The organism is Okeania sp. SIO2C2, from assembly GCF_010692625.1.
Taxonomy (GTDB): Bacteria; Cyanobacteriota; Cyanobacteriia; order Cyanobacteriales; family Microcoleaceae; genus Okeania; species Okeania hirsuta.
Map to the genome: position 1 here is coordinate 39,722 of NZ_JAAHGM010000015.1, position 23,735 is coordinate 63,456.

Genomic DNA, 23,735 nt, shown 5'->3' on the forward strand with positions numbered 1-23,735 from the left:
TTGTCTGAGTTTTCAGCTTTCGATCTATCCGCACACTTTCCTTTGACTGCTATATCAGTATTATTTATACCAAATTCACGCAAAGGTAGTTACATTTTAGTTTGTGATTTATTCCGACAATCAAAAAATATAAATCCCATAAATTCTAACAATTTAACCTTTTTTCCTCTTTTTTATGATGTTTTTCTTTCCCTATTCCCTATTCCCTGTTCCCTGTTCCGTCTGCCGTGACTGTAGCAATATTTTATGAAATTGGTATAGTATTTAGAAATAAGCCTGTATCAAGAGCGGTCGCTATCTGAACCGGAGCTACATTTATAATTACAGGAATTACGCCAAGGAAAAATTATACACCATTTGTAAGGGTTAACGGTCGTTAACCCCTACTCCATATTTGTACTCTGAAGCTTTGATAAAATTGCTTTTTTCTCCTTTATAAGGTAATAAAGCTGAATGCTGAATGCTTACTTAATAAGAGCTTTCATAAAAAGCTAAAACTAACCAATATCATATAAAAACCAAGCCAAACTACCTGAAATTAACATTAGTCCAAATACATATATATAAATAGTTGTTCTTTGAGCCATCGCCCATATTTCACCATAACTAAGTTGGTGGTTTTGAATCATCATAAAAGCAGGAGGACTAAAAATAAAAGGCAATATCCGACTCAACAATAACCGGATAAAAAAGTTGATACTCCACAGTCTTTTTCGAGGAATATTTTGATTATATTGCCAAGGAAAAGCAGTTTGAGCTAGACGAATTAAAGGTTTTATATCTGGAGAACGCAAAGACTCAAATAATGGCAAAGCATCAGAGATAATATCATTAGTTTGAGAAAGTGCTTGATTAAGAATACACACATCTTCCAAAGCAGAGTTAACACCTTGTCCAATATCTGGTGGAAAACAATGGACGGCATCTCCCAATAATACTACTCCACCATTCTCGCTCGTTGGTAACAACCAATGTAGCCCAGAACAATATTGAGGTTGAGGAAAATATCCACCCTCACTTTTAGCAAAGCGATCGCTTTCTTCTGGCAAGATTATTTGATTTATTGGCAACTGTGGAAAAGCTTTCTCTAGAAATGTGTACAATTTTTCACCATCTGGAATTTGCCAGATTTCATGGTTTGGTGGCCTAATAATATTTGCTGTTCTCGGTTCATTGGGTTGAGCAAAAGGTAAAATTCCAAGGGAGAGAGAATGCTGAGAATCTGAAAATGCTCCACGAATAGCATAAGCCATTGTGGAGACTGCACGTTCCGAACTATTATGTTCTATGGGAAAATTTGGTTGGATAGTTAAAACTTTGTATTTCAAACCAGAACTGGCAGAAGGAAAAAACTGCATTTTAAATTTATCTGTACCAGAATTATCCCAGTTATCTAAAGTTTGCCTAACTAAGGAATTAATACCGTCACAACCTACCAAAAGATGAGGTTCAAATTGATATGTTTGTTGATTATTAATTTCTTGAACAATGATTTGTAGTTTGGAGTTTTCTTGCCCAATTCTTAAACATTTTGTATTGAACAAAACGGTAATACAATGCTGCCAATTTTCCTCAATTTCTTGAAATAGTAACTGCAAAAAAATTCGGCGCTGTAACCAGTAAGCAGTTTTTCTGTTGGGGTCTACTATGGGCAATTTTGATGTTTTGCGATTACCATCAGCCTTAATTTCTGTGAGGTAAAAGTCTGTATTAGGAACACTAATTTTGGCTAAATTTTCAGTAAAACCCAATAAATCAGTAAATTTTTGACCGCGCCCATCTATTAAATAATGGAATGATTTATCAGGTTCATAAAAATCCGCAGCAGGTCGTTTTTCTAATACTGTAATTTGATGCCAACCACGTTTAGCTAACATTAATGCAGTGGCAAAACCAGCAGGACCTCCACCGATAATTACTGCATTTTGGTTCGAGTTTTTTATTTCTGTAGACATAGTATAAAATACTAAAATTTTTGCTACAAATACGCGCAGGTGTTTTAAGGAGTCAGGAGTCAGAATGAATGGCTTCAATGCCAGTTTTTAGATCGGAAACTCTCTTTTTTGTCAAAGGGACATTTTCTGTAAAGTAGGGGCGTTAGCGGAGCTTTGCGTTAGCAAATGGCCATTCGCCCCTACTGCTTTTATTATTCGTAAAATTCTTTTTTCATGCATGGTACAATAACGCGATAAAACTCTGTTTTGTGGAGATGAACAACAAACTTTCTTCTCCTTTTCCCTCCTGACTCCTCTTTCTGCAAATACTCTGATAAAATAACATTGAAACTTGAGAATAAGCGATCGACAAGCTTGAATGTCAATTTAAGCGTTGTATCGCCATTATGTCCATGTAATAATATTATGTCAGGATAATTAGTGATATAGTCCTACGCATTAAGGTTAGGACATTTCTAAACCCTGAACCCTTTAACAGTTTACTATTCCCTATTCCCTATTCCCTGGCGCGTAGCGCTATAAAAAAACTTTCTATTTTTCTTGCTTCTTCCTTCTTTATCAAAATAATATGGGTCGCACAACCCCACCTTTTAAGGCGAAATATTTTTGCTTAAATCCCCGTTACAAAAATAACTTCTGACTTCTGACTTCTTTATTCCCTCCTGACTCGGTCCTCCTGACTCCTGACTCCTCTGATAACTCAATCCTCAAATGTATTGTATATTTCGGAGTCATTTTGGATTTGAGTTTTGTATTTTCTTAAGCCGTCTAACCTGCTAGAAAAACACTGCAAAATAGCTAAAATATCTTCTACAATTTCGGCTTCAGGAGACAAATCTTTGCTGTTTAAAACTACTAACTCACAATGGTTTTGTTCGCACATCCAGTTAAATAAATCAAACCCAAAACGAGCTATCCTATCTTGATGAGAAACTACTACCTTTTCAATTTCACCTGCAAAAATTTGTGAGAGTAACTTCAGTAATTTTTTACGTTGAAAATTCAACCCACTACCTACTTCTTTAATAATTTCGGCATCAGGATAAAGGTTTTGTAGTTCAACTACTTGACGGTTTAAATATGGCTTTTGAGCATTGCTTGACACTCGACAATATAAAACTGTTTTTCTATTAGAAACAGACACATTTTGAATATAGGAGTCAATATCATAACGCCTTTGACCCGCTGGGGTTTTTATGGCATTTATTTGACCAGCTTTTTCCCATCTCACCAAAGTACGAACATCAACTCCTAATACTTCAGCAGCTTCTTTAGGTTTGACAAATTTTACCACATAATTACCAGTAACAACTGGCGTATAATAACGCTTTATAACGCAATTTGTCAACTCTAGCGCTGCCCGCAGCGCTATAATTATCCGGACATGATATAAATAGGAATTACGCATATACGCTATATTATATATAGATCTAAAAACTATTGTTTAATAGCATTTGACTCTATAAATAGTGCCTTCGCGTAAGTCCTGATAAATTGCCGTTTGCGGAGTATCTCCGAAGGAGAGGTAATTGTTAATTATTAGACATCTCCAATAATAAAAAATCAAATCAATTATCGTAGATAAATCATCAATTATTTCCCTCTACCCCCTACTCCCTACTACCTCTTTTCCGGAGAAGTCTATTAATTATTAATGGTTTTGTTGCATGAAAGTATATATAGCAATCCTATTTTATTTGTGTATAAAAACCTTACTGCTTTTTGGGAATAGGCAATGGGCAATAGGCAATGGGTAAGAGTTTCGGAATTTATTTCTACTTTTTGATTTGTCGTAACCTATTTAGGATTGCTATAGCTGCCGCACAAGCAAGTGCATATATACTTCATAATGCGCAGAACTGCTGTAACTATTGGACAATAGATACATAGAACATTAATGTTTGACAGAAAAATGCTGAAACTTTTACCTGTCAAGACTTTGAGATTTGATAAGTAGAGCAACAACTATTGGACAATAGATCAATAGAACATCAATAATCGCCAAACAGAGCGATCGCTTTCTCACCAGAGCAATAACTATTGGACAATAGATCAATAGAACATCAATAATCGCCAAACAGAGCGATCGCTTTCTCACCAGAGCAATAACTATTGGACAATAGATCAATAAAACATCAATCTATAGAGCGATCGCTTTCTCACCAGAGCAATAACTATTGGACAATAGATCAATAGAACATTAATAATCGCAAAACAGATATAAATAAAATTTAAGGACTGACAATACCGACAGTACCAAAGAAATGTTGAAATTATCAAAATTACCTCTCCAATGTTTCCTCTTTTTCTGCTTTCTTCCCTCCTGAGGACTGAGGACTGAGGACTGAGGACTCACAACAGTTATTTATAAGTAGGGTTTGCGCTCATAAATCTAAAAATATTGATATATCAAGGTTTTAGCCTTTTTAAGTCTGGAAAAAGTACCTGGTTTTTAGCTCTTGATGGTCATGCATGGAGCGCATTTTGGAGAAGAGTTGGGCAGAACAATCTTGGGACGATTATTCTGACTACTTCCTCTATAATTCCCATTCCTTCACCGATTCACCGATTCACCGATTCTGACTCCTATCCTTACCACTCATACTTTTGAGCGCAAACCCTAAGTATTCAACCGAACATGATATAAGTCCTGAGAACATCAATCTACAGAAAGAGAGCGATATAGCTACGGAATGGATTTTCTATCCCTACTTTCATGCAACAAAGCCATTATTAATTATTAATTATAGGACTTACGCAGATACGCTATATATAGTGCTCATAACTATTAGACAATAGTTATGAGCACTATATACACAGTGTCTTTGCGTAAGTCCTGAATTATTAATTGTTGAAACCTACCACCTAAAACCTATATTGCTTACAGCGCTTTTCACTCTTGATGAACCACATCTTAACAAGCAAAACTTTGTAGGGACGTTCCATGGAACGTCCCTACAGTGGTCTACCGTGTAGGAAAACCGCTGTAAAACCCCAAACTTTCCAACATTTTCCAATGCTGAGAAACAGGTGCAAGAGTATTTGCTGCTATCATCCCACTAACTGCTACTGCAGGCAAACCTATACCAGGAAAAGTAGAATCACCACAACATAATAATCCTGGTAAAGGTGTATTGGGTCCAGGAAACAAACTCTCCCCGGAACGAATTGCAGGTCCGTAAGTTCCTCGGTGACGGCGGAGAAAACGTTCGTGAGTTAGTGGAGTACCAACCAATGTCACTTCACAACGAGAACGCACATCAGGTATGACCCGCTCCAATGCTTGCCACATTACCTCAGCTCGTTGTTGCTTTTGTTGTGCATATTCTTGACTCTTTCTATCCATACCATGCCAAAATTTATAAGGTTCATTTCCTGGAGTATACACATGAATAACGTGCTTACCAGGTGGTGCAACAGTCGCATCTATCAAAGATGGAATGGATACCAACACAACATTTTGAGGTGCATCTATCTCATCCCAATGATTGACAATAATATGGTGACACGCTAAGTCTGGTTTGATGTCTGTAGCATCAATACCTAAATGTAAGTGCATGAAACTATTACATTCCGGTGTCTCTTGTCGTTGTTCTCGAAAATATTTTGGCACTGCACCTTCTGGCAATAATTTTAAAGTATCCCAAATAGAAGCATTGGATATTACTGCTTCCTTTGCTCTAATTTCTGTTCCATTTCGTAAACCCACGCCAACAGCACGACCATTTTTAACTAATACCTCTTCCACATGAGCATTCAACATCAACTGACCACCGTGACGTTGTAACCCACGCACCAAGGCGTCAACTATTGCTCCACTGCCACCAATAGGATAATCAAGTACAACTCCTGGTCGATACCATTCGGCAAACATAAATGCAACTTCGGCAGCACTTGTACCATTTGCAGGTAAACCTGAAAGTAGGAAACAGAGTAAGTTAAGCCAGTTATCAATAAAAGGGTCTGTGACAACATTTTCCATAATTTGGGAAAACGATCCTGTTAACTTACCAACATTGAAAATGTGTTTTGCCATAGCAGGTAGAAACTGCCCCATGGTCATTATCGCTCCTAAGTCAAAACGGAGAGAAGCTGGTGGAATAGCGATCGCTGCTTCTGCAAATGGAGCCATAACTTTTTGGAGTTGACGCCATTCTGCTACAGCACTTTCTCCTCTCAATTTTTGGAGAACATCACAAAATTGGTCTGCACCTACGGAGGTATTAAAGTCACCTTCTGGCAAACAACAACCCCAAGTGTCGTAGGTTACACAGGGAACTTTTTCGCCGATCGCATCCAAAACTTGTGCTAGTGGGTTGGTAGAGGGACGATAGGATAAACCAGAATGTAAAGATGGTCCGGAATCAAATTTAAAGCCTTGATATTCAAAACTATGAGCAGTACCTCCTGCAATAGAGTGACTTTCGCAAACTATGACATTAAAACCATAGCGCGCTAGTAAAGCGGCACAACTTAGACCACCAATTCCACTACCGATTAAAATTACATCAGTCTGAGACATTTTTTAAAGAAAAGATAATTATTAATTATTAATTGTTGAACAACAACTCTACCTGTACGGTCAGTTGCAACGCACTTTACGCCTGAAATAACCAGGACTTACGCAAGTGCGCTATATATAGTGCCTAAGCACTATGTTATGTCTGTATTTAGTTAGTCAATTTGAGCAGTGCCCAAAAACTATGTTATACTGTCGCCAGAGTTGGTTGCATAAAGTAGCGATCGCATCATCAACTTTCACATTGAAATTACTGAAAAAGTCGAGTCAAGTTGATCTATACTATTAACCATTATAGTATATAATCAAAAAGCTTTATATTTATATCAGGATTTTGGCATGGAATTTGATTACATACAATATTGTCAGTATTTAATAAGTAGTCAGAAAAATTATACTATTACAAATTTGGCGAATCATCTTCAAAAAATCAGTGATGATCGGATTAATCGTGATTGAAAAAATCTTGAATTAGGGACTGAAGTTTTATGGAAAAATGTCAAAGAAGAAATTGAAACTACTAGAGATGGATATTTAATTTTTGATCATACAGTGATCAATCAGAAATATTCCCGAAAAATTGAACTTGTCCTACGTCAGTATATAGCAATTCTCTACAGATGATGTAGAATTTGAGTGACAAACTAGATGGAAAATAGAAGAGTTTCACAGGGAAATAAAGCAATTAATAGGACTTGAGGAGTGCCAATGTCCTAGAGCCAGAATTCAAAAAAACCATATTGCTTGTGCCATGCTAGTTTGGAATTATTTAAAAATTCAAGGCAGGAAAATAGGGAAAACAATTGATAAAATCCCAAATGAATTATGATCAAATGATTTAATAAATGGAATTAAGTATCCAGCAATAAAATTCAAAATACTTTGAATTATAGAGTGGAGAAATGAAGTATAAAATCAACGGTTTTTAGGAAGATTTGATCGCTCGAAAAACAGGAAGCGAACGCTACAATATTTAGTTTGATCGCATAGATTAGTATAGGCTATATATAGTGTCTTTGCGTAAGTCCTGACAACCTTAATCTAATAGTAAAGATAGAGGGCTGAAACTTTATCTTGATAATAGTTTCAGCCATTATACTAGACCGGGCAAATTGATGGAGCTTCAAATTGATCGCTGAGACCAGGAACCAAATCGAAATAGTTTTGTCCCAGGGCGATACTGCGGAATGCGTCGTCGTTGAGATCGGCTAAAATGCTTCCTGTGACCTCTGCTTCCTTTTTGTAGATTTCCATATTCTTGTTAGCAGACGCAACAAAATCTGTTCCGGAAAGCATGTGTTGCGGGTAACCGTTGAAAAAATCGACGTAAAGAGCGCGTTTTTCGGGAGTATCGAAGTATGCTTCGGCAATTACAGTCCAGGAAATGTCAAGAAATAGATTTGGGTGCTTGTCGAGGAATTCGGACATAAGTTTGATATGCTCTGCTGCGTCCATCTTGACCAATTCACGGGACAGCCCCATGTGCATCCACACATCTTGTTGTCCGGTTACAGGCGGAGGACTTCCTGCATCAGAGCAAGATTCTTGGTGGGGTTATCATCGTCGCCAAGATCTGAGTGGAGTGCAATGGGAATGCCGCGCTCTTTGAGAATGACCATAAAGTCTTTCCACTGAGCAATATCCTCGATACTTGCTGGTTCGTGACCGTTGCCACGCAGGGCCTCTTTGTACAGGTTAACTTCCCCCATCCACTTAAATAAACTGGGGTATTCGACATCTAAGAGTTTAATTCCAGCAACGATATCTTCAGGATTCGCCAAATCTGGAAAGGTCATCGATCAAGCCACATGAATATTGTCTTGGGGAAACTCAAAGTAGTTTGCAGCGTTTTCAAAGTCATTTTTCATACCGGGCAACGCATCTATCCCAACACAATCAAGGTAATAAGTGCATATGCTGTTGTAAGGTAGCGTCTGACCAATTCCGTATAACAAGACAAAGCGGACCTCAGTTTCGTCGAGGTAGTTCATCAGTTCTTCATAGGGAATGCTTGAACCGCCGAAGGGTTCGGGGTGCAGGTGAAGGTCTGTGACTGCTTTTGATGGCTGAGTGCTGCGGTTGTAGCATGGTTTTTCTCCATCGCCCTTAGCAAACAATGATAAAGGACGGGTCTGTTCTCTGTTTTCGGTACTGTTTTCGGGACTGGGTGCAGCACTGGGTGTGGTACTAGCTGAGTCTGTTGATGGGGGTGACTGGCAAGCCGAGACTCCAATCATCAAGGTCAATACTGATAGTAGCGGGACTTTAGTGAAAAAACAGTAAAAAAAAGGGTATAATGTATACCTGATATGTATTTTACGTTAATTACTGGCCGTGGGTAAGTTTGATGAAAGAAACAACTTCAGTGGCCATGCCCTCTTGTTTCCATCGATGGTGCGTTCGCGGTAGCGTTGCGTAAGCAAATCGCTTTAACGATGTATTAAAGACAAAAGCTCAAAAAACTGGGTTTAGAGACTATATAGAACCCCTAACCGTATCTTTTATTGAAATACAAAAGCTTCAGGAAAACCGTTTTAAGGAGCCTAACAACTATAAGGGTTCAGGAGACCGAAAAATTATGAAAAATGACTGCCAGAATCATAAAACCCAGATGAGTATTGAACTTGTAACTTCTTAAATAGATACGGTTAGGGGTTCTATAAGAAGGCGTTGGGCTAACAAACCGTTAAAGACTTTTACTGATACTTTAGAAGCCCGATCATACAGCGATATCTTACCGTTTGATCAAGTGGTTAGATGAAAACATCGACGTATTTACCGCTCATCAAGAGAGTTTGGGGTTTGTTTGGGTTTGAAATTTGCTAAAGTCCCGATAACATCGTTGGTACTGACCACAGCACTAACAATCTCTCCAGTGGCCTCATTGACATCCAGATGTAACTTACGCCGTTAGCTCGTGCGATGCTGTTAATCCGTTGTTACCCATTAAGTCGGTTTGAAAGTGAGAGTGCGTGTTGAGGTTTTGGCAGTGAGGAAAGGTCATCAGCAGACAAGGTCATCAAGGGACATAGAACGCTTTAGCGCTGCTGGATCATCATTAGGCACGAAGGAACTACATCTATGGTGTCTGACCGTGGTCGATGGAAAAATACTAACGTCTAGAGTAGGCTTGGAGATCGTGGCCAAGTTTGAGCATTACAAACAGTAACTTCAAAAAGACTCGACCAAGGGTAAAAAGTTTATTAACCTAGTCAGGCCTCGAACTGTGGCCTTTATGCTCCGGCGACTATTTCAGGACTTGAAGAAAAACTGTATAGATTGAACTAAATTAGCTTTTGACTTTGTAGAGTAAAAAAATATCATGTCTGGTATTACCTAGTCATACTCCTGGAACAATAGGCAGAAAAATAAAATAAATCAAATATTACATTCAAGATAGTTGCACTATTGCGTAAGAGGTGCTAACCTTCTTGGTAAAAAAAGGTAACTATGTCTACTGTATCTAATTATTCAGAAATACTTTGAGTCTACTGATAGTTCTAGTGAAGTTTAGACATGTTTATCTAATATCTAAATTGTTGTTACACTCAAGGGTGATACTTAACTTGTCTTTTTTCAGGATAAGTTTTGTGTAAAAACTACTAGGAATAATTTTATGGAGAAAAATATTCTATTTGTTTATGCCATATCTTAGAGCATTGAAGCCCTTAATTCTCTAATGCTAAATATCTAATGCTAAATAATTGTAGATATCTATCTCCAGATTAAACCAGATTAAACTTAGCTAACACTAAGACTTCTGTTAAGAAAATAAATTGGAACAATCAATAGTAAAATCTACTCTAAACAGTAGGGTTGTTCATTGGTTATAAAAAGGTGTGAGGAGAGCAAAATGACAAAAATTATCCTGAATGTTCTAAAACAGACTTCTGGTGTATTCAGTATCGCCACTTTACTAATAGCTAATTCTGCTTTAGCAAATCAGGTTTCTGTAGAACAACTGGCTAATGCTCAAGATGTTAATACAAATACAACTAACTATTCAACTACTTCATCTGAACTGCCCACAGAATCACAAGGTGATACCTCCTCAGAAGAAGTAGAAATACCAGGAGATACTAGATTACAAAATCTGAAAGATCCTTCTCTCAAGATTCCTGGAGCAGATTTAGAACAAGTAGATCCCATGGGACAAGTAACATCTGTGACTCAATTATCAGATGTCCAGCCCACTGATTGGGCTTTCCAAGCTTTGCAATCTCTAGTAGAACGTTATGGTTGTATTGCTGGTTATCCAGATGGTACTTATAAAGGTAATCGGGCGATGACCCGTTATGAGTTTGCTGCAGGTCTCAATGCTTGTTTGGACCGAATTACAGAATTAGTCGCAGCAGCAACAGCAGATTTAGTGACTCGTGATGATTTGGCAGTATTACAGAGACTGCAAGAAGAGTTTGCTACAGAATTAGCTGAGTTGCGTGGCCGTGTTGATGCTCTGGAAGCTAGAACCGAGGAGCTGGAAGCCAATCAATTCTCAACAACTACCAAACTGGGTGGTGAAATTTTATTTTGGTTGAGTGATACCTTTGGAGAAAAAGCTGGGGGACGTGGACTACCACGGAGTGACGAGGATCGAACAGAGGCGACTCTTTCTTATCGGGTTCGTTTAATTTTTGATACCAGTTTTACAGGTAAAGATCGCTTGAGAACTCGTTTACAAGCTCGTAACGTTCCTAACTATAGCGCTCGAGATTTGACAAATAGTTTGATGACTCGTCTATCTACAGATGACGACCTAGATGATGATGTGACTCTCAATAAACTGGCCTATCGTTTTCCTTTACTCAACAATAAAGCACAAATAGAAATAGCTGCTAATGGCTATGGTATTGATGACTTTGTGGCACCTATTAATCCTTTTCAAAGTAGTGGTGCTGGTTCTTTTTCTAGGTTTGGACGATTCACCCCTACTTACTATCGTGCTCCTTCTGATGCGGGTATCAAATTTGCCTATGCTTTCAGTGATGCGATTGAGATGACTATAGGTTATGCTGTACCAGATTCGGAAGACCCTCGAGAAGGTAGAGGTATTTTTAATGGTGGGTTTAGTGGATTTGGCCAGTTTACAATTGAGCCAAACGATAAAATAGCTTTTCAACTAGGTTATTTGCGTGCGTATCATCCGAAAGGAGATTTGAACTTAACTGGAAGTACTGGTAGTTTTCTGGCCAGAGATCCTTTTGATGACAGAAGAAGTACAGCAGACAACCTCAACTTTGAAGCTCAGTGGAAAGTTAATGATTGGTTTCAAATAGGTGGTTGGGCTGGTGCCTCATTTGCTCGTCCTGAAGATGATAGTGATGATGATGATATCACTATCATCACTGGCGCTTTGACCTTAGCTTTTCCAGATCTATTCAGGGACGGTAGTTTAGGAGGTATCATTGTTGGTGTACCACCAATTATTACTGATGGTGGTGATGATGATGATTTAAAAGACCCAGATACATCTATACACATTGAAGTATTCTATCGCTTCCAAATGAACGACAATATTGCGATTACTCCTGGTTTGTTTGTGATTACTAATCCTAATCACATTGAGGATAATGAAACTCTTTGGGTAGGAACTATCAGGACTCAATTTAGGTTTTAGAATATTACTAAAACCTGAATTGACTAAGCAAAACAAAGAAAGTAGGGTAAATAAGAAATCATCTTTTTTTCCTACTTTTGCTTTTTGTGTTAGTTCAGTCTGTAGAGTAAAATTTTTCTAGTTATAGCAGTCGAAGCAAAGGGCGCGGACATATCAAAAGCTTAAAACTCAGACAACGCAAGGTTTTTCCTTCTTCCTTCTTCCTTCTTCCTTCTTTCTCCTGCTATAATATTATTTCTGGTTGAACACTTACTAAATAAACGGAAACAGGAAACAGGGAAGATAAATAAAGCAAAGAAGAAAAGAGAAAGTTTTTATCTATTTTAACAGGTTCGTTTAAGACTCCCAATCTTAGAGCGAAAAAGCGTGTTGTTAATGTTGATAGCAGGTCTCGCGATGGAGCAACTTCCCTTAATTATCCTCCACCATACACATGAATTCCGCAGTTCCGACCCAGGAAGTTAAGTGATTAAATCAGCGGACAGAATATTATGGTATTCGCCAGACCTTAATAGTTTGATCTGCACTTCCACTAACTAAGGTTTTACCATCAGGAGTAATAGCAAGAGAACTTATTGATTCAGAATGACCAATCAATGTTTGTAATTTCTCCTCTGTAATTAGATCCCAAATAGTAATATTTTCACCGGCAGCTACTATTTTTTGCTGATCAGGAGTGAAAACAATAGATTTGACTGCAGCTATATTTGGTTTAATTACACTTTCTTTTTCCCCTGTGTTTAAATTCCATAGTATAATAGTTCCATCTTCACTTCCACTAGCTAAAGTTTGATTATCTGGACTGATAACGACCGTACTAACTGCCTTGGTATGTCCCTCTAGAGTTTGTCTACGAATACCCGTACTAACGTTCCACAGTCTAATGGTTCCGTCATTACTACCACTAACTAAAATAGTCCCATCTCGGCTAAAAGCTAAAGTATTTACTTCATGTTCTTGATCTGGTATCCAGGTAAGCATTCGACTACTTGTTTGGATATTCCACAATTTCATTAATCGATCACTACCAACACTTGCTAATGTCTGTCCATCAGGGCTAATGGCCACTCCCTTTACTGGGCCTTGATGAGCCATAATTGTATCTATTAATTTACCTACTCCTAGATCCCAAAATTTGATAGTTTGATCGGCACTACCACTTACTAATATTTGACCACTAGGACTAATTGCCAGAGTAGTTACTTGAGCTGTATGAGCATCTGCAATGTTATTTTTTAATTCCCCAGTCTTGAGGTTCCAAATTTTAATTGTATTAGAGCTACTTGTAGCAAGAATTTGACCATCTGGTGTCAGAGCGATCGCATTTACTGGTCCTAAATAACCATTTAAGGTATTCTGCAAAAATCGACTACTATTCAACCCTCGTAACAATAGGATTGGATCTGCAGGAAACATTCCATAGCGCCAAAAGCCATAAAATTGAGAGGTTGCTACTGCTAATAGCAACATTGTTGATATAGTTATTAGATTATTTCTGAGCTTAATTTTTGAATTCTTACGGGATATTTTTGTTATTTTCGTCCTAACTTGATGTTTAGTGTAAGTTTTTCCTGTTGTTATTTTAGTATTTTCTCTGCCTAGTTGAGTTTGGTTAGAAGGGGGAGAAATTCGAGAATTTTCTTTACCAGAACTATCTTCTGCATCAATTTCTGCTAGACACTGCAAAATCATGGCTGGAGTTTGAGGCCTATTTCCTGGGAAAGGAGCCATCAAATAATCAACTATATCTGCCAACCTCTTTGATATGTGAGGAGCATATTTTCGCCATTGCAATTTTCCCGAACGAGGATTTTCTGGAAAGGCCGTGGGGGGTTTACCTGTTAATAAATAGACAAAAGTCCGCCCTAGAGCAAAAAAATCTGATTGAGGAACAGCTTTGCCATTTGTTTGCTCTGGGGCAGTATATCCTGGTGAGACAATACCTGTAACATTTTCCCCCTGACCTACTTTGACTAAGTAAGTTTCAGATACCTCTCTGACAGTACCAAAATCTATCAACACCAATTGGCCATTTAGTCTACGCATGATGTTGTGGGGCTTAATATCTCTATGGAAATAATTTTGCTGATGAACTTTTTCCAATATTTCCGATAATTGTGTCAGCCAATCTACTGCTTGAGCTTGATTTATTGGTCTATGGCGACGACTTTTCATCCAATCCTGTAAATTTGCACCACCAATAAATTCCATTACGAGGCAGTGTATAGATTCATCACTATTTTCTGGGAAAAATGTAAAATAACCATCTTTTTCTATCTTCGGAATCCCAGGGTTTCGTAAACTGATTAGTACTTGTGCTTCCTGTTGAAACAGAGATACAGCTTTTGGATGACTTTTCAGTAATACTTTTAGAACTTTTTGTACACCTTGATCATCTACTAAATAAGTTTTACCAAAACCTCCCCCCCCAAGGGGCTTAATCACGCGATACCGATTTTGCAGCAACAATTGTGAACCACATTGACAACAAGTGCGTTTACCAGCATTTAATGGGTCAGACGGATTGGGGCAGTTGGGATTAAGGCAGTAACTCACAGAAGCCAGATACCCAGATTTGTATAGCTTTGGTTTACTACACTATAGCTCGAAGTTGTCTTCTTTAAAACTTTTGGCAAAATATTGTTCATTATTTGCTGATTTTTTGACTTGAATATCTTTAAATATTTCTATAAATAATCAAAATCATCAATTTTTATAGTTTTAAGTTCCAACCAGCGACTGCCATACACCCCCATCCAATAATCAAGGCAATTCCACCTATGGGCGTAATAGCTCCTAACCATTTAATTCCTGTCAGACTTAAAGCATATAAGCTCCCAGAAAAAATTGCTATGCCAATAATAAAAGCATAGCCAGCCGCCACCATTAATCTTTGAGGTAACTCTTCAATAGTTAATAAAAAAGCCACCATTAACAAAGCTAAGGAATGGTACATTTGTAAACGAGCACCTGTCTGAAAAATGTCTAGAAAGTATTGACTCAACTTTTCTTTCAAAGCATGAGAAGCAAAAGAACCAGGGACTACAGACAAATCTCCTAGAATAGATGCTATTACTAAAAAAATTCTAGTCATTAATTTTTTACTCCTGTGTCATTTTAACGAAATCATCAGTCAGAAGTTGTTTTTGTCAAGGGGATTTGAGCAAGCCTCTAAAAACATTTCGCCTTAAAAGGCGGGGTGGCGCGACCCAATTATCTTGATCAAATTAACCCTAATTTTTATCTATTTTTATCTTGACTACTTTTCTCAAAATATTGATAATATTCCTAATATAGTTGTTATTTAATATTAAGCAGTTGAGCATTTAAGCTATATAACTTATTTATCACAGTCAATGGAGAATATAAAATCTAAATAAGTCTTAAGATTAATTCAAATTTTAGTTACAAATGTAGTTATATTATATTTATTTTTAGTATATTGAGTACCAATTTCAATATTCTTTAACAATTATTGAACTTACTAACGAGTAGCTTCTAGTAAACGAGAGTAGTAGAAGCTAGTGCTGTTCATTGCTTGTCTTTGGATAGAAAAACCATTACTTTCTATAATTTTGATAATATCAGCTTCACGATGCTGATAAGCGCGAGTAGTTTTACTTGGCCCAGGAAATAACTCACCTACTTTTTTCAATAAACTTAAAGCTAAAGTTTTTGGTGCAAAGCTAATAATAAGTCTAGATTCTGCTAAAGAAATCAAATGATTAATCATATCTGCAACTTTTTCTTGAGGATAATGTATCAGCACATCCAAACAAATAACTGTATGATATTTACCACTTAAAGTTTCTAAATCTTGAGCAACAAAATTAACGTTACCCATACTAATTAAACTAGACTTAGCACGTTGATATGCTTCGGCGATCATCTTTTCTGATATGTCACTACCATAGATAACTGCTCCAGCTTTTGCCAAGGGAATACTCAAACTACCAACTCCACAACCTGCATCGCAAATTGATAAACCGGATAAATTCCCATCTTCTTGTAGCCAACTGAGAACATTATCAACGGTTTGTTGATGTCCTTTTCTAATATCTAATTGGACTTTATTTACTTGGCCTTCTCCATAAATTCTTTGCCACCGCTCAAAACCAGTGGAATTGAAATATTCCCGAACAATTATTTTGTCGTCTGTCCTACTTTTCATGTCCACCTAATGCTAAAATACTTCTCAACTAAATTTACAAAAGTTTGTAAACTATCCTAGTCCAAACAAAATAGTCAAGCCAATTTTTAGTTTCTCAAACGTACTTTTCCAGAATCATGGGGGTAATAATTGACAAAAGTCAGAAAAAACTAGACATGACGAATGGAAAGGATAGTTTAAACTCAACTCGATTATTATGACCTATCTTAAGGGCAAAAAATTGTCACCATGATCAACTCTCAAAAATTTTGCTTGATCGGCTCCTCAATTTTAACATATCTGTCATTTTTATCTTGACATAGTCGAACCTATACCAGTAATAAGATTTTTGCTAAAAACCATAAATATTTTGAGAGTTAAAAATGAAAAATTAAGTTTTTCAAACACATTTTACTTTAACAAATAAGTCTGTTAAAAATAGTGGGAGAGGTTTCACTAATAACATTAATTCATAGGAGTTTATCTTGGGAATAAATTGAAAAAAAATCAAGTATTCAAGTTACTATATCAGATGAACAATAGCATAACTAAATTTTTGAATTTAGGACTGCTCCCTATAATTAATTGACTTGATTTTGCCAAATATACCACCTTTGATTTAATCTAAATATATTGGAATTGTCGGACGTTCTCCCAAGCTCCATGGAAAATAAACTTGATGAAAACCAAAAAATAAAAGGAAGAAACCTATTAATTATCCAGTGATAAAAAAAGCTAAAAAATGTGAACAAATAAAGATAAAAATATTCTGATTTAGACCTTTTTTTGAGTCAATTTACTAACTTTTCATATCATGTTCGTTGTTATCATTTGTGTAAACCCAAGCTTGAATGTCTACAGGAAATTTAAGTAAAATTTTTCAAGCTTTTAAGCCTTCTTCCCTATCTCCTAGTTGCGTGGCAAGATGCCCCGCCTCAGCTTTCTTCCTTACCGAAAAGTTGTGGGTATGCGCCTCCCTTTTTAAAGGGATAAAAAGCGGTCGATCTTCGGAGCTTCCCTTAGGGTGGGATGGCGTACTTCGAAACGGGTCTGCAAGAACGGGTCTCCTCGCTGGCCGACCATCGACCAAGAAAAAAGAGACTATTCCTTATTTCAAGCCTCCTTATTGCAGAGGTACTGATAAATAGATAACTGATAACTAAAATGACCGTTACCTTACAATACTGATGCTACCAGACTGAGATAAATTAGGTATGACTAAAAATGACGTAGCATGGGAAAAGTTATTTGAAAAATATCAAATCTTAGAAGAGGTAAATAAAAACGGCTTATTCAAAATAGAAGCATCTCAAATTAATCAGGAACGAGAAAGCAGACTCATGGCAAAATTTGACCATGTTGTTAACTTACCAGAAATATTTAAAGAGAATTGTCTATCTATTTTACCAATTTCTCGTTCTCAATATATTATATCATGTTCGGACGGGTCAGTTATAATAAAATTTAAGGACTCCGGGTATCGACAGTACCAAACAAATACTTAAATTATCAATACCCCCAATACGAATATTTGTTCTTTTTCTCCAATATTTCCTCCTGACTCGGTCCTTCCCCTCCTGGGAGGGGGAGGGGCGAGGGGTGGGTTGACTCCTGAGGACTCACAACAGTCATTTATAAGTATTCAACCGAACATGATATTATTGGTCACTTTAATATACACTTACCAGTCAAATATCACTCCAAATTTGAAAGTATTCCTTGGCAGTTTCCCAGAGAAATAGAAACAATAGATTACACTAATTTATATTCTGAAAGTTCGGCATTACTTTGTGCATTTAACATAGGTATAATTGATAATTTAGTTGGCTCAAAAACTAAATTCACCGTTTCTGGCAGAATGTCTACTGGAAATTTTGATTTTTACATTAAAAATTCTATTAATAATCAGTCATACTCAATTAATGTTACTAACTCTCAGTGTGAAATAGATGCAGGTTTTGAAACTGACGATCGTTTGATTTTAATCGAAGCTAAAAACTATAAGGTTGAGGATTTTTTAATTAGACAACTCTATTATCCATATAGATTGTGGTCAAAAAAAATCAGTAAGAGAGTTGTACCAGTATTAATGACTTACTCTAACGACATTTTCAGTTTTTTTATTTATGAATTTGTAGATATATCAGACTATAACTTTATCACCTTGGTAGAAAATAAAAATTATGCAATTGCTTCCGATAAAATACAAAGAAGCGATATAGACTTGCTACTAGCTCAGATAAAAATAATTCCTGAATCGCCAAAAATTCCATTGCCACAAGCAAATAAATTTGAAAGATTAATAGACTTAATTTCACTACTATTAGAAAATGATTTAACTTCAGATGAGATTACAGAAAACTATCAATTTGATGAGAGACAAACTTATTACTATACAAGTGCAGGAAAATATTTAGAGCTAATAACAAAACAGGGAAAAACTTTTACACTAACAAACCAAGCCAAAGATATTTTTTGTCAAAGATATAAACTTAAATATTTAAAGCTCATCGAAAAAATATTGGAACACGAAGTATTTAATCAAGCTTTTAAACTATCCTTAGAAATTGCCCATATTCCCTCAAAAAAACAAATTATCCAACTTTTGTCTGAAAGTAATCTAAAAATAGGAGATACAACTAGAGAAAGACGAGCTTCTACTGTAAAAAGCTGGATAGATTGGATATGGTCACAAATTGACTAACCAGATATTAAACTAATATTGTATAGAGTTAAAATTTTATCAAACAAAACAATGCAAGATTTCTTCAACAATGTCTCTCGCTACCCACGATACTTTATTACCATTACCCTCGGAATATTCTTTTTTCTATTCGATCAACTTAAGCCACTATTAAATAAACCTGTTACGGCCATCGCTCTGATCGGTCTAATCATCGGGACATTTGTTTTTCTAGTCTTAACTCTACAAGCTATGTTAGGTATTAATCCAACTTAAGAAATAGTAAAATTTAGGCTTTTATTCAACTTCTACGCTACTAATCTGCTAAAATTGCTGTATTTTTTACAGCATTTACTAAGGGAAATAAATAGACCCCCTGCAAAATTGACAGTCAAATAAATTCCTATCCACAAATCCTCAATTTATTTGGCTTTTGACTTTTAACTTTTGACTTACTTAATAGAAGAAGTCTAATGAGTGGTCAGCCTAATGGTTTGCACGATAGATTAGAAGATAGAGTGAGTGGGTAAATTCAGATGACTTCTTTTGAGGACATTTATCAATTTTTTCAAAGTCCCCCTCCGGTCTATCTAAACAAAGAATTAGCAGTGTGCTATATCCTATCTGTGTTGTTACAAAGAGACTCTTACGGAACTGAGCTTATTGGCCAATTAGAAAGGGACTACCTTATTTATCGACTTTCTGACACAGTGTTATACGGCGCTCTGAAATTTCTTGAGGATCAAGGCACAATTATTGGCTATTGGAAAAAAGTAGAAGGAAGAGGACGTCCACGGAGAATGTATCAACTTATCCCTCAATGGCGTTCTCAAGCTACAGATTTAGCGCGACTATGGTACGAATATACTAATAATGGTCATGTTCGGCCTCAAATTCAACCATCAACCCTGTAAATAGACTAGGCAGGTGAGGACAATTTTGATCCTGATTTTGGCCAATACTCCCATTGAGAATATTTTTGTGCCAATTTTTCAGCTATAAAATCTAAATAGAAGTATAAACCCTAGCTGATATTTGTCACAAAGCAGCTAGTCTTTTTTTTTGTTGTAAACTTATGTAAAAGAGAACACATAAAAAAACCATTCAAATTTAAAATTGTATGAATAATACAGCTTTAGTATCGTCATTTGTACTGACGCTTCTATCTAGCATTGGTCTAGTTTTTTTTATCAAAGCATCAGTAAAAAATAGGACTAAGAACCTTAAACTGATAGCCGATCGGGAAGCTGATTCACTTTTACAGCAGCTAAAAGAATATTTTAGCTATCGGGCCTACCGAATTGTTAGTGCTAATGCAGCTGAGAATCAACTAATATTTGAAGGAGTAGTTCGACCGAGTTTGTTTTTGGCATTTTTCTTGACCCTATTAGCTGCAATAGGTTGTTTATGTTTTGGTTTGGCTTTATCAATGTTAGTTCCTGAATATGGCCAATACTATCTATGGCTAGTGCTAGCATCTCCTTTAGCAGGTATTTTTTATTGGCAAAAGTCTAAACGACCAGAACAAGTATCTCTAAAGTTAGAAGGAATATTGACTGAGGATTCTGGGGTCAAAAGTTTAATTTCTGTCACAGCTCATAGAGACGAATTAACAGCTTTACAAACAGCTATAAACTTGAAACCATACCAATAATCAAGGTATAAGTATCAACAGTTATTAAGATAAATTATTTTGATCAGCTACCAATAGTATTGCTATAGGATTTCGGTCATTGTCAAGGTTGTCGCAATTCATTTGGTCAACTGATCGAGTGATTAACTAAGATGATTAGTAGCTGTAGTGTATACCAGATCGTCAAAAAGAAAGCAAGTATATTGTGGGGATGATTTGAACAAAGGTCAATCAAATATGTTGGTTTAACCTAGTTAAAAATCAGTCAAACAATAATTTCCCGCTCAAACCAAAAGTTATAAAGGGAGATATTGAAAAAAAAACTTAGGATTTAAGTCCATTGGCAGATGGAAGCTTTAAATCCTAGTTAATTGAGCACATAAGGCTATAAAATCTGTGACCAAATACTACTAAATTAAATGAGCTGGGAGTACGAGTTCAGTATTACCCACTCACCTACTAAATATTTCAGTAGAAGTTAATATTTGTTGGTGGTCATCAAAAATCAAGGACATTCTTAATTTGCCCGTAAAAAACATTAAATTAATGATGTCCTTACACTTTAATTATATTTGGAGTAGAACTAAATATTTGCTTTTTGTCAGGTGTCTTAGCTTCAGTCAAAACCTTTAAACTAGGAAACAAGAAGTGATTTTCTTCAACGTACTGAGCTCCAAATAAACCTTTTTCAGCCCAAAAGTATCGATCCGTAGTATGCTCATTCCTTCTAACTAAAAGTACAGCAGGGGGAACAATACCTTGGGCATGAATAAATTTACGGGCTGCAGTGACTGGTTTATCTTCACCACTTTCAATACTATACTGAGCCACTTGCTCAAGAATCCTGCGTCCTTCTTGTCTACGACGACTTTTGCGCTTACGTCTTCTAGCCAATTTCCTTACCTCCTGTGTTAGCCGATGGGTGTAGTTATGGCTACCAAATTTGATAAGATTATATAAATTTTAGTTGAAAAACTCAAGTGTTTTTAATATTTTGATACAAAATATACACTTTGATGAAGATAGCTTATAAAATTCTGAGATCTTTAGAGTCCCAAAAAAGTCCATATCTAGTGGAAAGTCCCACAAATAGCTCCAATGCTAATGCCAACCAGTACAGAATTTATTAGACTTTGCAGATCACAAATAGCCCTTGTATCTAGTTGGGGTGCATGTTTAAGTATAGTTTACTTGACAGAAAAATTAGTAGAAGGAGATGAAGCTAAACTAATTCCCATTATTGCATACCCAGAAAAGTTTGAGAATGGGGAAGCTACTTCAGTTTTCAAAACAACCTCAGAAATACAAATATTAGGCGATCTTCCGAAACTATCAGCAACAACCTTAACTACAGGGACAAATACTTGGCTCTTAGAAGCAAGCACTGGCACAACAGAGTCAGATCCTAAATGGCCAGAAAGTCATCCTTGGCAACAACGTCAAATTGTTTTACCTTTAATTCATGATGGAGTAGTAATAGGATTACTGGTAACAGTAAGAGAAGGTAGGCCATGGAATCAAGGTGAAAAAAATCAAATTCAACAAGTAGCCCATACTATTGCCATAGCTTGTATATTAGATCAACGTTCTCAATGGTTAAAGGAACAATTTCAGCAACAGCAAAAGCTACAAGCCCAGCAGTATGATATAATACACGACATATTGCATCAGTTGAAAAGTCCATTAACTGCACTACGAACTTTTGGTAAGTTATTGCTGAAAAGATTGTTGCCAGAAGATAAAAGCTGGAATATTGCTAATAGTATTTTACGGGAAGGCGATCGCCTCAGAGAGTTGATAGAACAAATTGATGACACTGTCGAGGTTGGGGAAGAAATTTTGAGTATTTCTGGGCAAAGCGAGTATCCTGAAACTACAACTAAAAATGACAATGTAATAGATTATTATACAGAAGCTAATAAAGAATTCAAATCATTACCACTTTTGCCAGAGTCTAATTTCTTAGAGTCAGTTTCAGTACAAGATATTTTGGAACCTTTATTAGTTTCTGCAAAAGCAATTGCCGATGAACGTCATATAGATTTAGAAGTTGATTTTCCTGAGAATTTACCTATAGTCCAAGCTAATAATAAAGCTTTGCGAGAAGTTTTAAGTAATATTATTGATAATGCTTTGAAGTATACTCCTGCAGGGGGAAATATTTATATTAAGTTGACAACTTCAGCTCCACAAACAGATGATTATCAATCGGTCAAAAATGAAATAGAAGGAATGCTAGCAATAGCTATTAGCGATACAGGTTATGGTATTCCAGCACAAGATTTAGAACATTTATTTGAACGAAACTATCGGGGTGAAAAAGCTAAAACTGACATTCCAGGCACAGGATTAGGATTAGCGATCGCTCTTGATTTAATACATATAATGAAAGGCAAAATTCAAGTATATTCTCCTGTAGTTCCTCAGTGGTTGTCCCATGATTTACAACAGCAAAATGCCATAATTAATAGTGGCACTACAGTGGTTTTATGGTTACAAGTACTAAATTAAGAGTAGTCTTTTCAGCTATAGCTATATATAGTAATTTTACTGTTGGTTTAACTTGAATATTAAACATTACCTATTTATTGCTCTCTTCACAATGAATAAAATAGGGCTATTGTAATAACCCAGTTGCATTTGAGGAAAAAAGTTTTATCATACAATAGTACAAACACACTCTGAACTTTTACAAAGAGAATTAAAAACCTTTGTAAGTGAGTTTAGCTTTCCTACAATCCACTCCTTAGTCGGAGCGTAGGAAATATCTAGGGAGTTAGTACATCAGGAGCATCTAAAAGTTTAACCTCTTGCTTGATTCTTCAGCCAAAATTTTACCTTGATTAGGTGGGGAAGGAAAATTTATGCTGTTGAAATATACAGGGATATAATTATCCCAAAAACTGGCAAGAGGTTTTTTTAATTTTTCTGTTTTGTATGAAATATATTTCATACTTACTAATTTCATAGATTTTTATAAAAATGAATAATTTGCAAGAAGTATATCCGGAAGCTGTAATTTGTATCGTAGATAATAATGATAGTAACCTCAAGTTATTATCTAGGTTATTGAAAGACAATAACTATGATTTTATAGTAGCTAATAGTAGAGAAAAATTTTTAAATACATTACAAAATATATCAGTAGATCTAATATTAATAAATTGATCATTGGAAA

Annotated in this window: 19 protein-coding genes; 7 read left to right on the forward strand and 12 right to left on the reverse strand. The window is 36.1% G+C overall.

From position 1 onward, the window contains the following. Positions 1–497: 497 nt before the first annotated feature. The 7 genes from F6K18_RS14895 to F6K18_RS14925 all read right to left on the reverse strand — a co-directional run bounded on the left by F6K18_RS14895 (position 498) and on the right by F6K18_RS14925 (position 8,714). The gene (locus F6K18_RS14895) at positions 498–1,955 is read right to left on the reverse strand and encodes an NAD(P)/FAD-dependent oxidoreductase (protein WP_287521883.1); all 1,458 of its coding nucleotides are present in this window, start codon (positions 1,953–1,955) and stop codon (positions 498–500) included. Between the two features lie 700 nt (positions 1,956–2,655). Beyond that, a complete protein-coding gene (locus F6K18_RS14900) occupies positions 2,656–3,249 on the reverse strand; it encodes an IS607 family transposase (protein WP_287522010.1) in 594 nt (197 codons plus the stop codon). A gap of 630 nt (positions 3,250–3,879) precedes the next feature. Next, complete coding sequence (locus F6K18_RS14905) at positions 3,880–4,083, reverse strand: hypothetical protein (protein ID WP_287521884.1); 204 nt, start codon at positions 4,081–4,083, stop codon at positions 3,880–3,882. A gap of 837 nt (positions 4,084–4,920) precedes the next feature. After that, positions 4,921–6,477, reverse strand: a complete 1,557-nt coding sequence (locus F6K18_RS14910; protein ID WP_287521886.1) for an NAD(P)/FAD-dependent oxidoreductase — start codon at positions 6,475–6,477, stop codon at positions 4,921–4,923. A gap of 1,095 nt (positions 6,478–7,572) precedes the next feature. Further along, positions 7,573–7,962 carry a hypothetical protein gene (locus tag F6K18_RS14915; protein WP_287521888.1) on the reverse strand — a complete coding sequence of 130 codons (390 nt, stop codon included), beginning with the start codon at positions 7,960–7,962 and terminating at the stop codon, positions 7,573–7,575. Positions 7,963–7,982: 20 nt separating this feature from the next. After that, positions 7,983–8,270: a hypothetical protein gene (locus tag F6K18_RS14920; RefSeq protein ID WP_287521890.1), complete on the reverse strand. Its 288-nt coding sequence runs from the start codon at positions 8,268–8,270 to the stop codon at positions 7,983–7,985. Positions 8,271–8,273: 3 nt separating this feature from the next. Next, positions 8,274–8,714, reverse strand: coding sequence for a hypothetical protein (locus F6K18_RS14925; protein WP_287521891.1), 441 nt, complete (start codon positions 8,712–8,714; stop codon positions 8,274–8,276). A 1,613-nt stretch (positions 8,715–10,327) separates the two neighbouring features. On the opposite strand from F6K18_RS14925, the gene F6K18_RS14930 reads away from it, so the two are divergent. Next, positions 10,328–12,091: an iron uptake porin gene (locus F6K18_RS14930; RefSeq protein WP_287521893.1), complete on the forward strand. Its 1,764-nt coding sequence runs from the start codon at positions 10,328–10,330 to the stop codon at positions 12,089–12,091. Positions 12,092–12,580: 489 nt separating this feature from the next. Here the strand turns inward: F6K18_RS14930 and F6K18_RS14935 are convergent, their stop codons facing one another. The 3 genes from F6K18_RS14935 to bchM all read right to left on the reverse strand — a co-directional run bounded on the left by F6K18_RS14935 (position 12,581) and on the right by bchM (position 16,262). Continuing rightward, positions 12,581–14,647, reverse strand: a complete 2,067-nt coding sequence (locus tag F6K18_RS14935) for a serine/threonine-protein kinase (RefSeq protein ID WP_287521894.1) — start codon at positions 14,645–14,647, stop codon at positions 12,581–12,583. 157 nt (positions 14,648–14,804) lie between these two features. After that, positions 14,805–15,185: a DUF423 domain-containing protein gene (locus F6K18_RS14940; RefSeq protein ID WP_287521895.1), complete on the reverse strand. Its 381-nt coding sequence runs from the start codon at positions 15,183–15,185 to the stop codon at positions 14,805–14,807. A gap of 390 nt (positions 15,186–15,575) precedes the next feature. Beyond that, positions 15,576–16,262: a magnesium protoporphyrin IX methyltransferase gene (bchM, locus tag F6K18_RS14945; protein ID WP_124146711.1), complete on the reverse strand. Its 687-nt coding sequence runs from the start codon at positions 16,260–16,262 to the stop codon at positions 15,576–15,578. A 1,193-nt stretch (positions 16,263–17,455) separates the two neighbouring features. Here bchM and F6K18_RS14950 point away from each other — a divergent pair. From F6K18_RS14950 to F6K18_RS14970, 5 genes are all read left to right on the forward strand, one after another. Next, complete coding sequence (locus F6K18_RS14950; protein WP_287521897.1) at positions 17,456–17,746, forward strand: type II restriction enzyme; 291 nt, start codon at positions 17,456–17,458, stop codon at positions 17,744–17,746. Positions 17,747–17,916: 170 nt separating this feature from the next. Further along, positions 17,917–18,945: a translation elongation factor gene (locus F6K18_RS14955; protein ID WP_375341324.1), complete on the forward strand. Its 1,029-nt coding sequence runs from the start codon at positions 17,917–17,919 to the stop codon at positions 18,943–18,945. Between the two features lie 51 nt (positions 18,946–18,996). Then, on the forward strand, positions 18,997–19,200 hold the full coding sequence (locus tag F6K18_RS14960; protein WP_124146713.1) for a DUF751 family protein: 204 nt from the start codon (positions 18,997–18,999) through the stop codon (positions 19,198–19,200). Between the two features lie 260 nt (positions 19,201–19,460). Further along, entirely contained in the window at positions 19,461–19,838 is a 378-nt protein-coding gene (locus F6K18_RS14965; RefSeq protein ID WP_287521900.1) for a PadR family transcriptional regulator, read from the forward strand. A gap of 206 nt (positions 19,839–20,044) precedes the next feature. Beyond that, entirely contained in the window at positions 20,045–20,578 is a 534-nt protein-coding gene (locus tag F6K18_RS14970) for a cofactor assembly of complex C subunit B (protein WP_124146715.1), read from the forward strand. A 534-nt stretch (positions 20,579–21,112) separates the two neighbouring features. Here the strand turns inward: F6K18_RS14970 and F6K18_RS14975 are convergent. Further along, a complete protein-coding gene (locus tag F6K18_RS14975; RefSeq protein WP_124146716.1) occupies positions 21,113–21,451 on the reverse strand; it encodes a DUF3155 domain-containing protein in 339 nt (112 codons plus the stop codon). Between the two features lie 210 nt (positions 21,452–21,661). On the opposite strand from F6K18_RS14975, the gene F6K18_RS14980 reads away from it, so the two are divergent. Next, the gene (locus F6K18_RS14980) at positions 21,662–23,068 is read left to right on the forward strand and encodes a GAF domain-containing sensor histidine kinase (protein WP_287521901.1); all 1,407 of its coding nucleotides are present in this window, start codon (positions 21,662–21,664) and stop codon (positions 23,066–23,068) included. A gap of 283 nt (positions 23,069–23,351) precedes the next feature. Here F6K18_RS14980 and F6K18_RS14985 read toward each other — a convergent pair whose 3' ends face one another. Next, complete coding sequence (locus F6K18_RS14985; protein ID WP_287521902.1) at positions 23,352–23,525, reverse strand: hypothetical protein; 174 nt, start codon at positions 23,523–23,525, stop codon at positions 23,352–23,354. Positions 23,526–23,735: the final 210 nt, after the last annotated feature.

Coding starts and splice junctions, on each gene's coding strand:
- F6K18_RS14915 (WP_287521888.1), bottom strand. CDS start 7,962: ATGCACATGGGGCTGTCCCGTGAATTGGTCAAGATGGACGCAGCAGAG.
- F6K18_RS14920 (WP_287521890.1), bottom strand. CDS start 8,270: ATGACCTTTCCAGATTTGGCGAATCCTGAAGATATCGTTGCTGGAATT.
- F6K18_RS14930 (WP_287521893.1), top strand. CDS start 10,328: ATGACAAAAATTATCCTGAATGTTCTAAAACAGACTTCTGGTGTATTC.
- bchM (WP_124146711.1), bottom strand. CDS start 16,262: ATGAAAAGTAGGACAGACGACAAAATAATTGTTCGGGAATATTTCAAT.
- F6K18_RS14970 (WP_124146715.1), top strand. CDS start 20,045: ATGAATAATACAGCTTTAGTATCGTCATTTGTACTGACGCTTCTATCT.
- F6K18_RS14940 (WP_287521895.1), bottom strand. CDS start 15,185: ATGACTAGAATTTTTTTAGTAATAGCATCTATTCTAGGAGATTTGTCT.
- F6K18_RS14980 (WP_287521901.1), top strand. CDS start 21,662: ATGCCAACCAGTACAGAATTTATTAGACTTTGCAGATCACAAATAGCC.
- F6K18_RS14985 (WP_287521902.1), bottom strand. CDS start 23,525: ATGAAATTAGTAAGTATGAAATATATTTCATACAAAACAGAAAAATTA.
- F6K18_RS14895 (WP_287521883.1), bottom strand. CDS start 1,955: ATGTCTACAGAAATAAAAAACTCGAACCAAAATGCAGTAATTATCGGT.
- F6K18_RS14950 (WP_287521897.1), top strand. CDS start 17,456: ATGACTAAAAATGACGTAGCATGGGAAAAGTTATTTGAAAAATATCAA.
- F6K18_RS14960 (WP_124146713.1), top strand. CDS start 18,997: ATGCAAGATTTCTTCAACAATGTCTCTCGCTACCCACGATACTTTATT.
- F6K18_RS14910 (WP_287521886.1), bottom strand. CDS start 6,477: ATGTCTCAGACTGATGTAATTTTAATCGGTAGTGGAATTGGTGGTCTA.
- F6K18_RS14965 (WP_287521900.1), top strand. CDS start 19,461: ATGACTTCTTTTGAGGACATTTATCAATTTTTTCAAAGTCCCCCTCCG.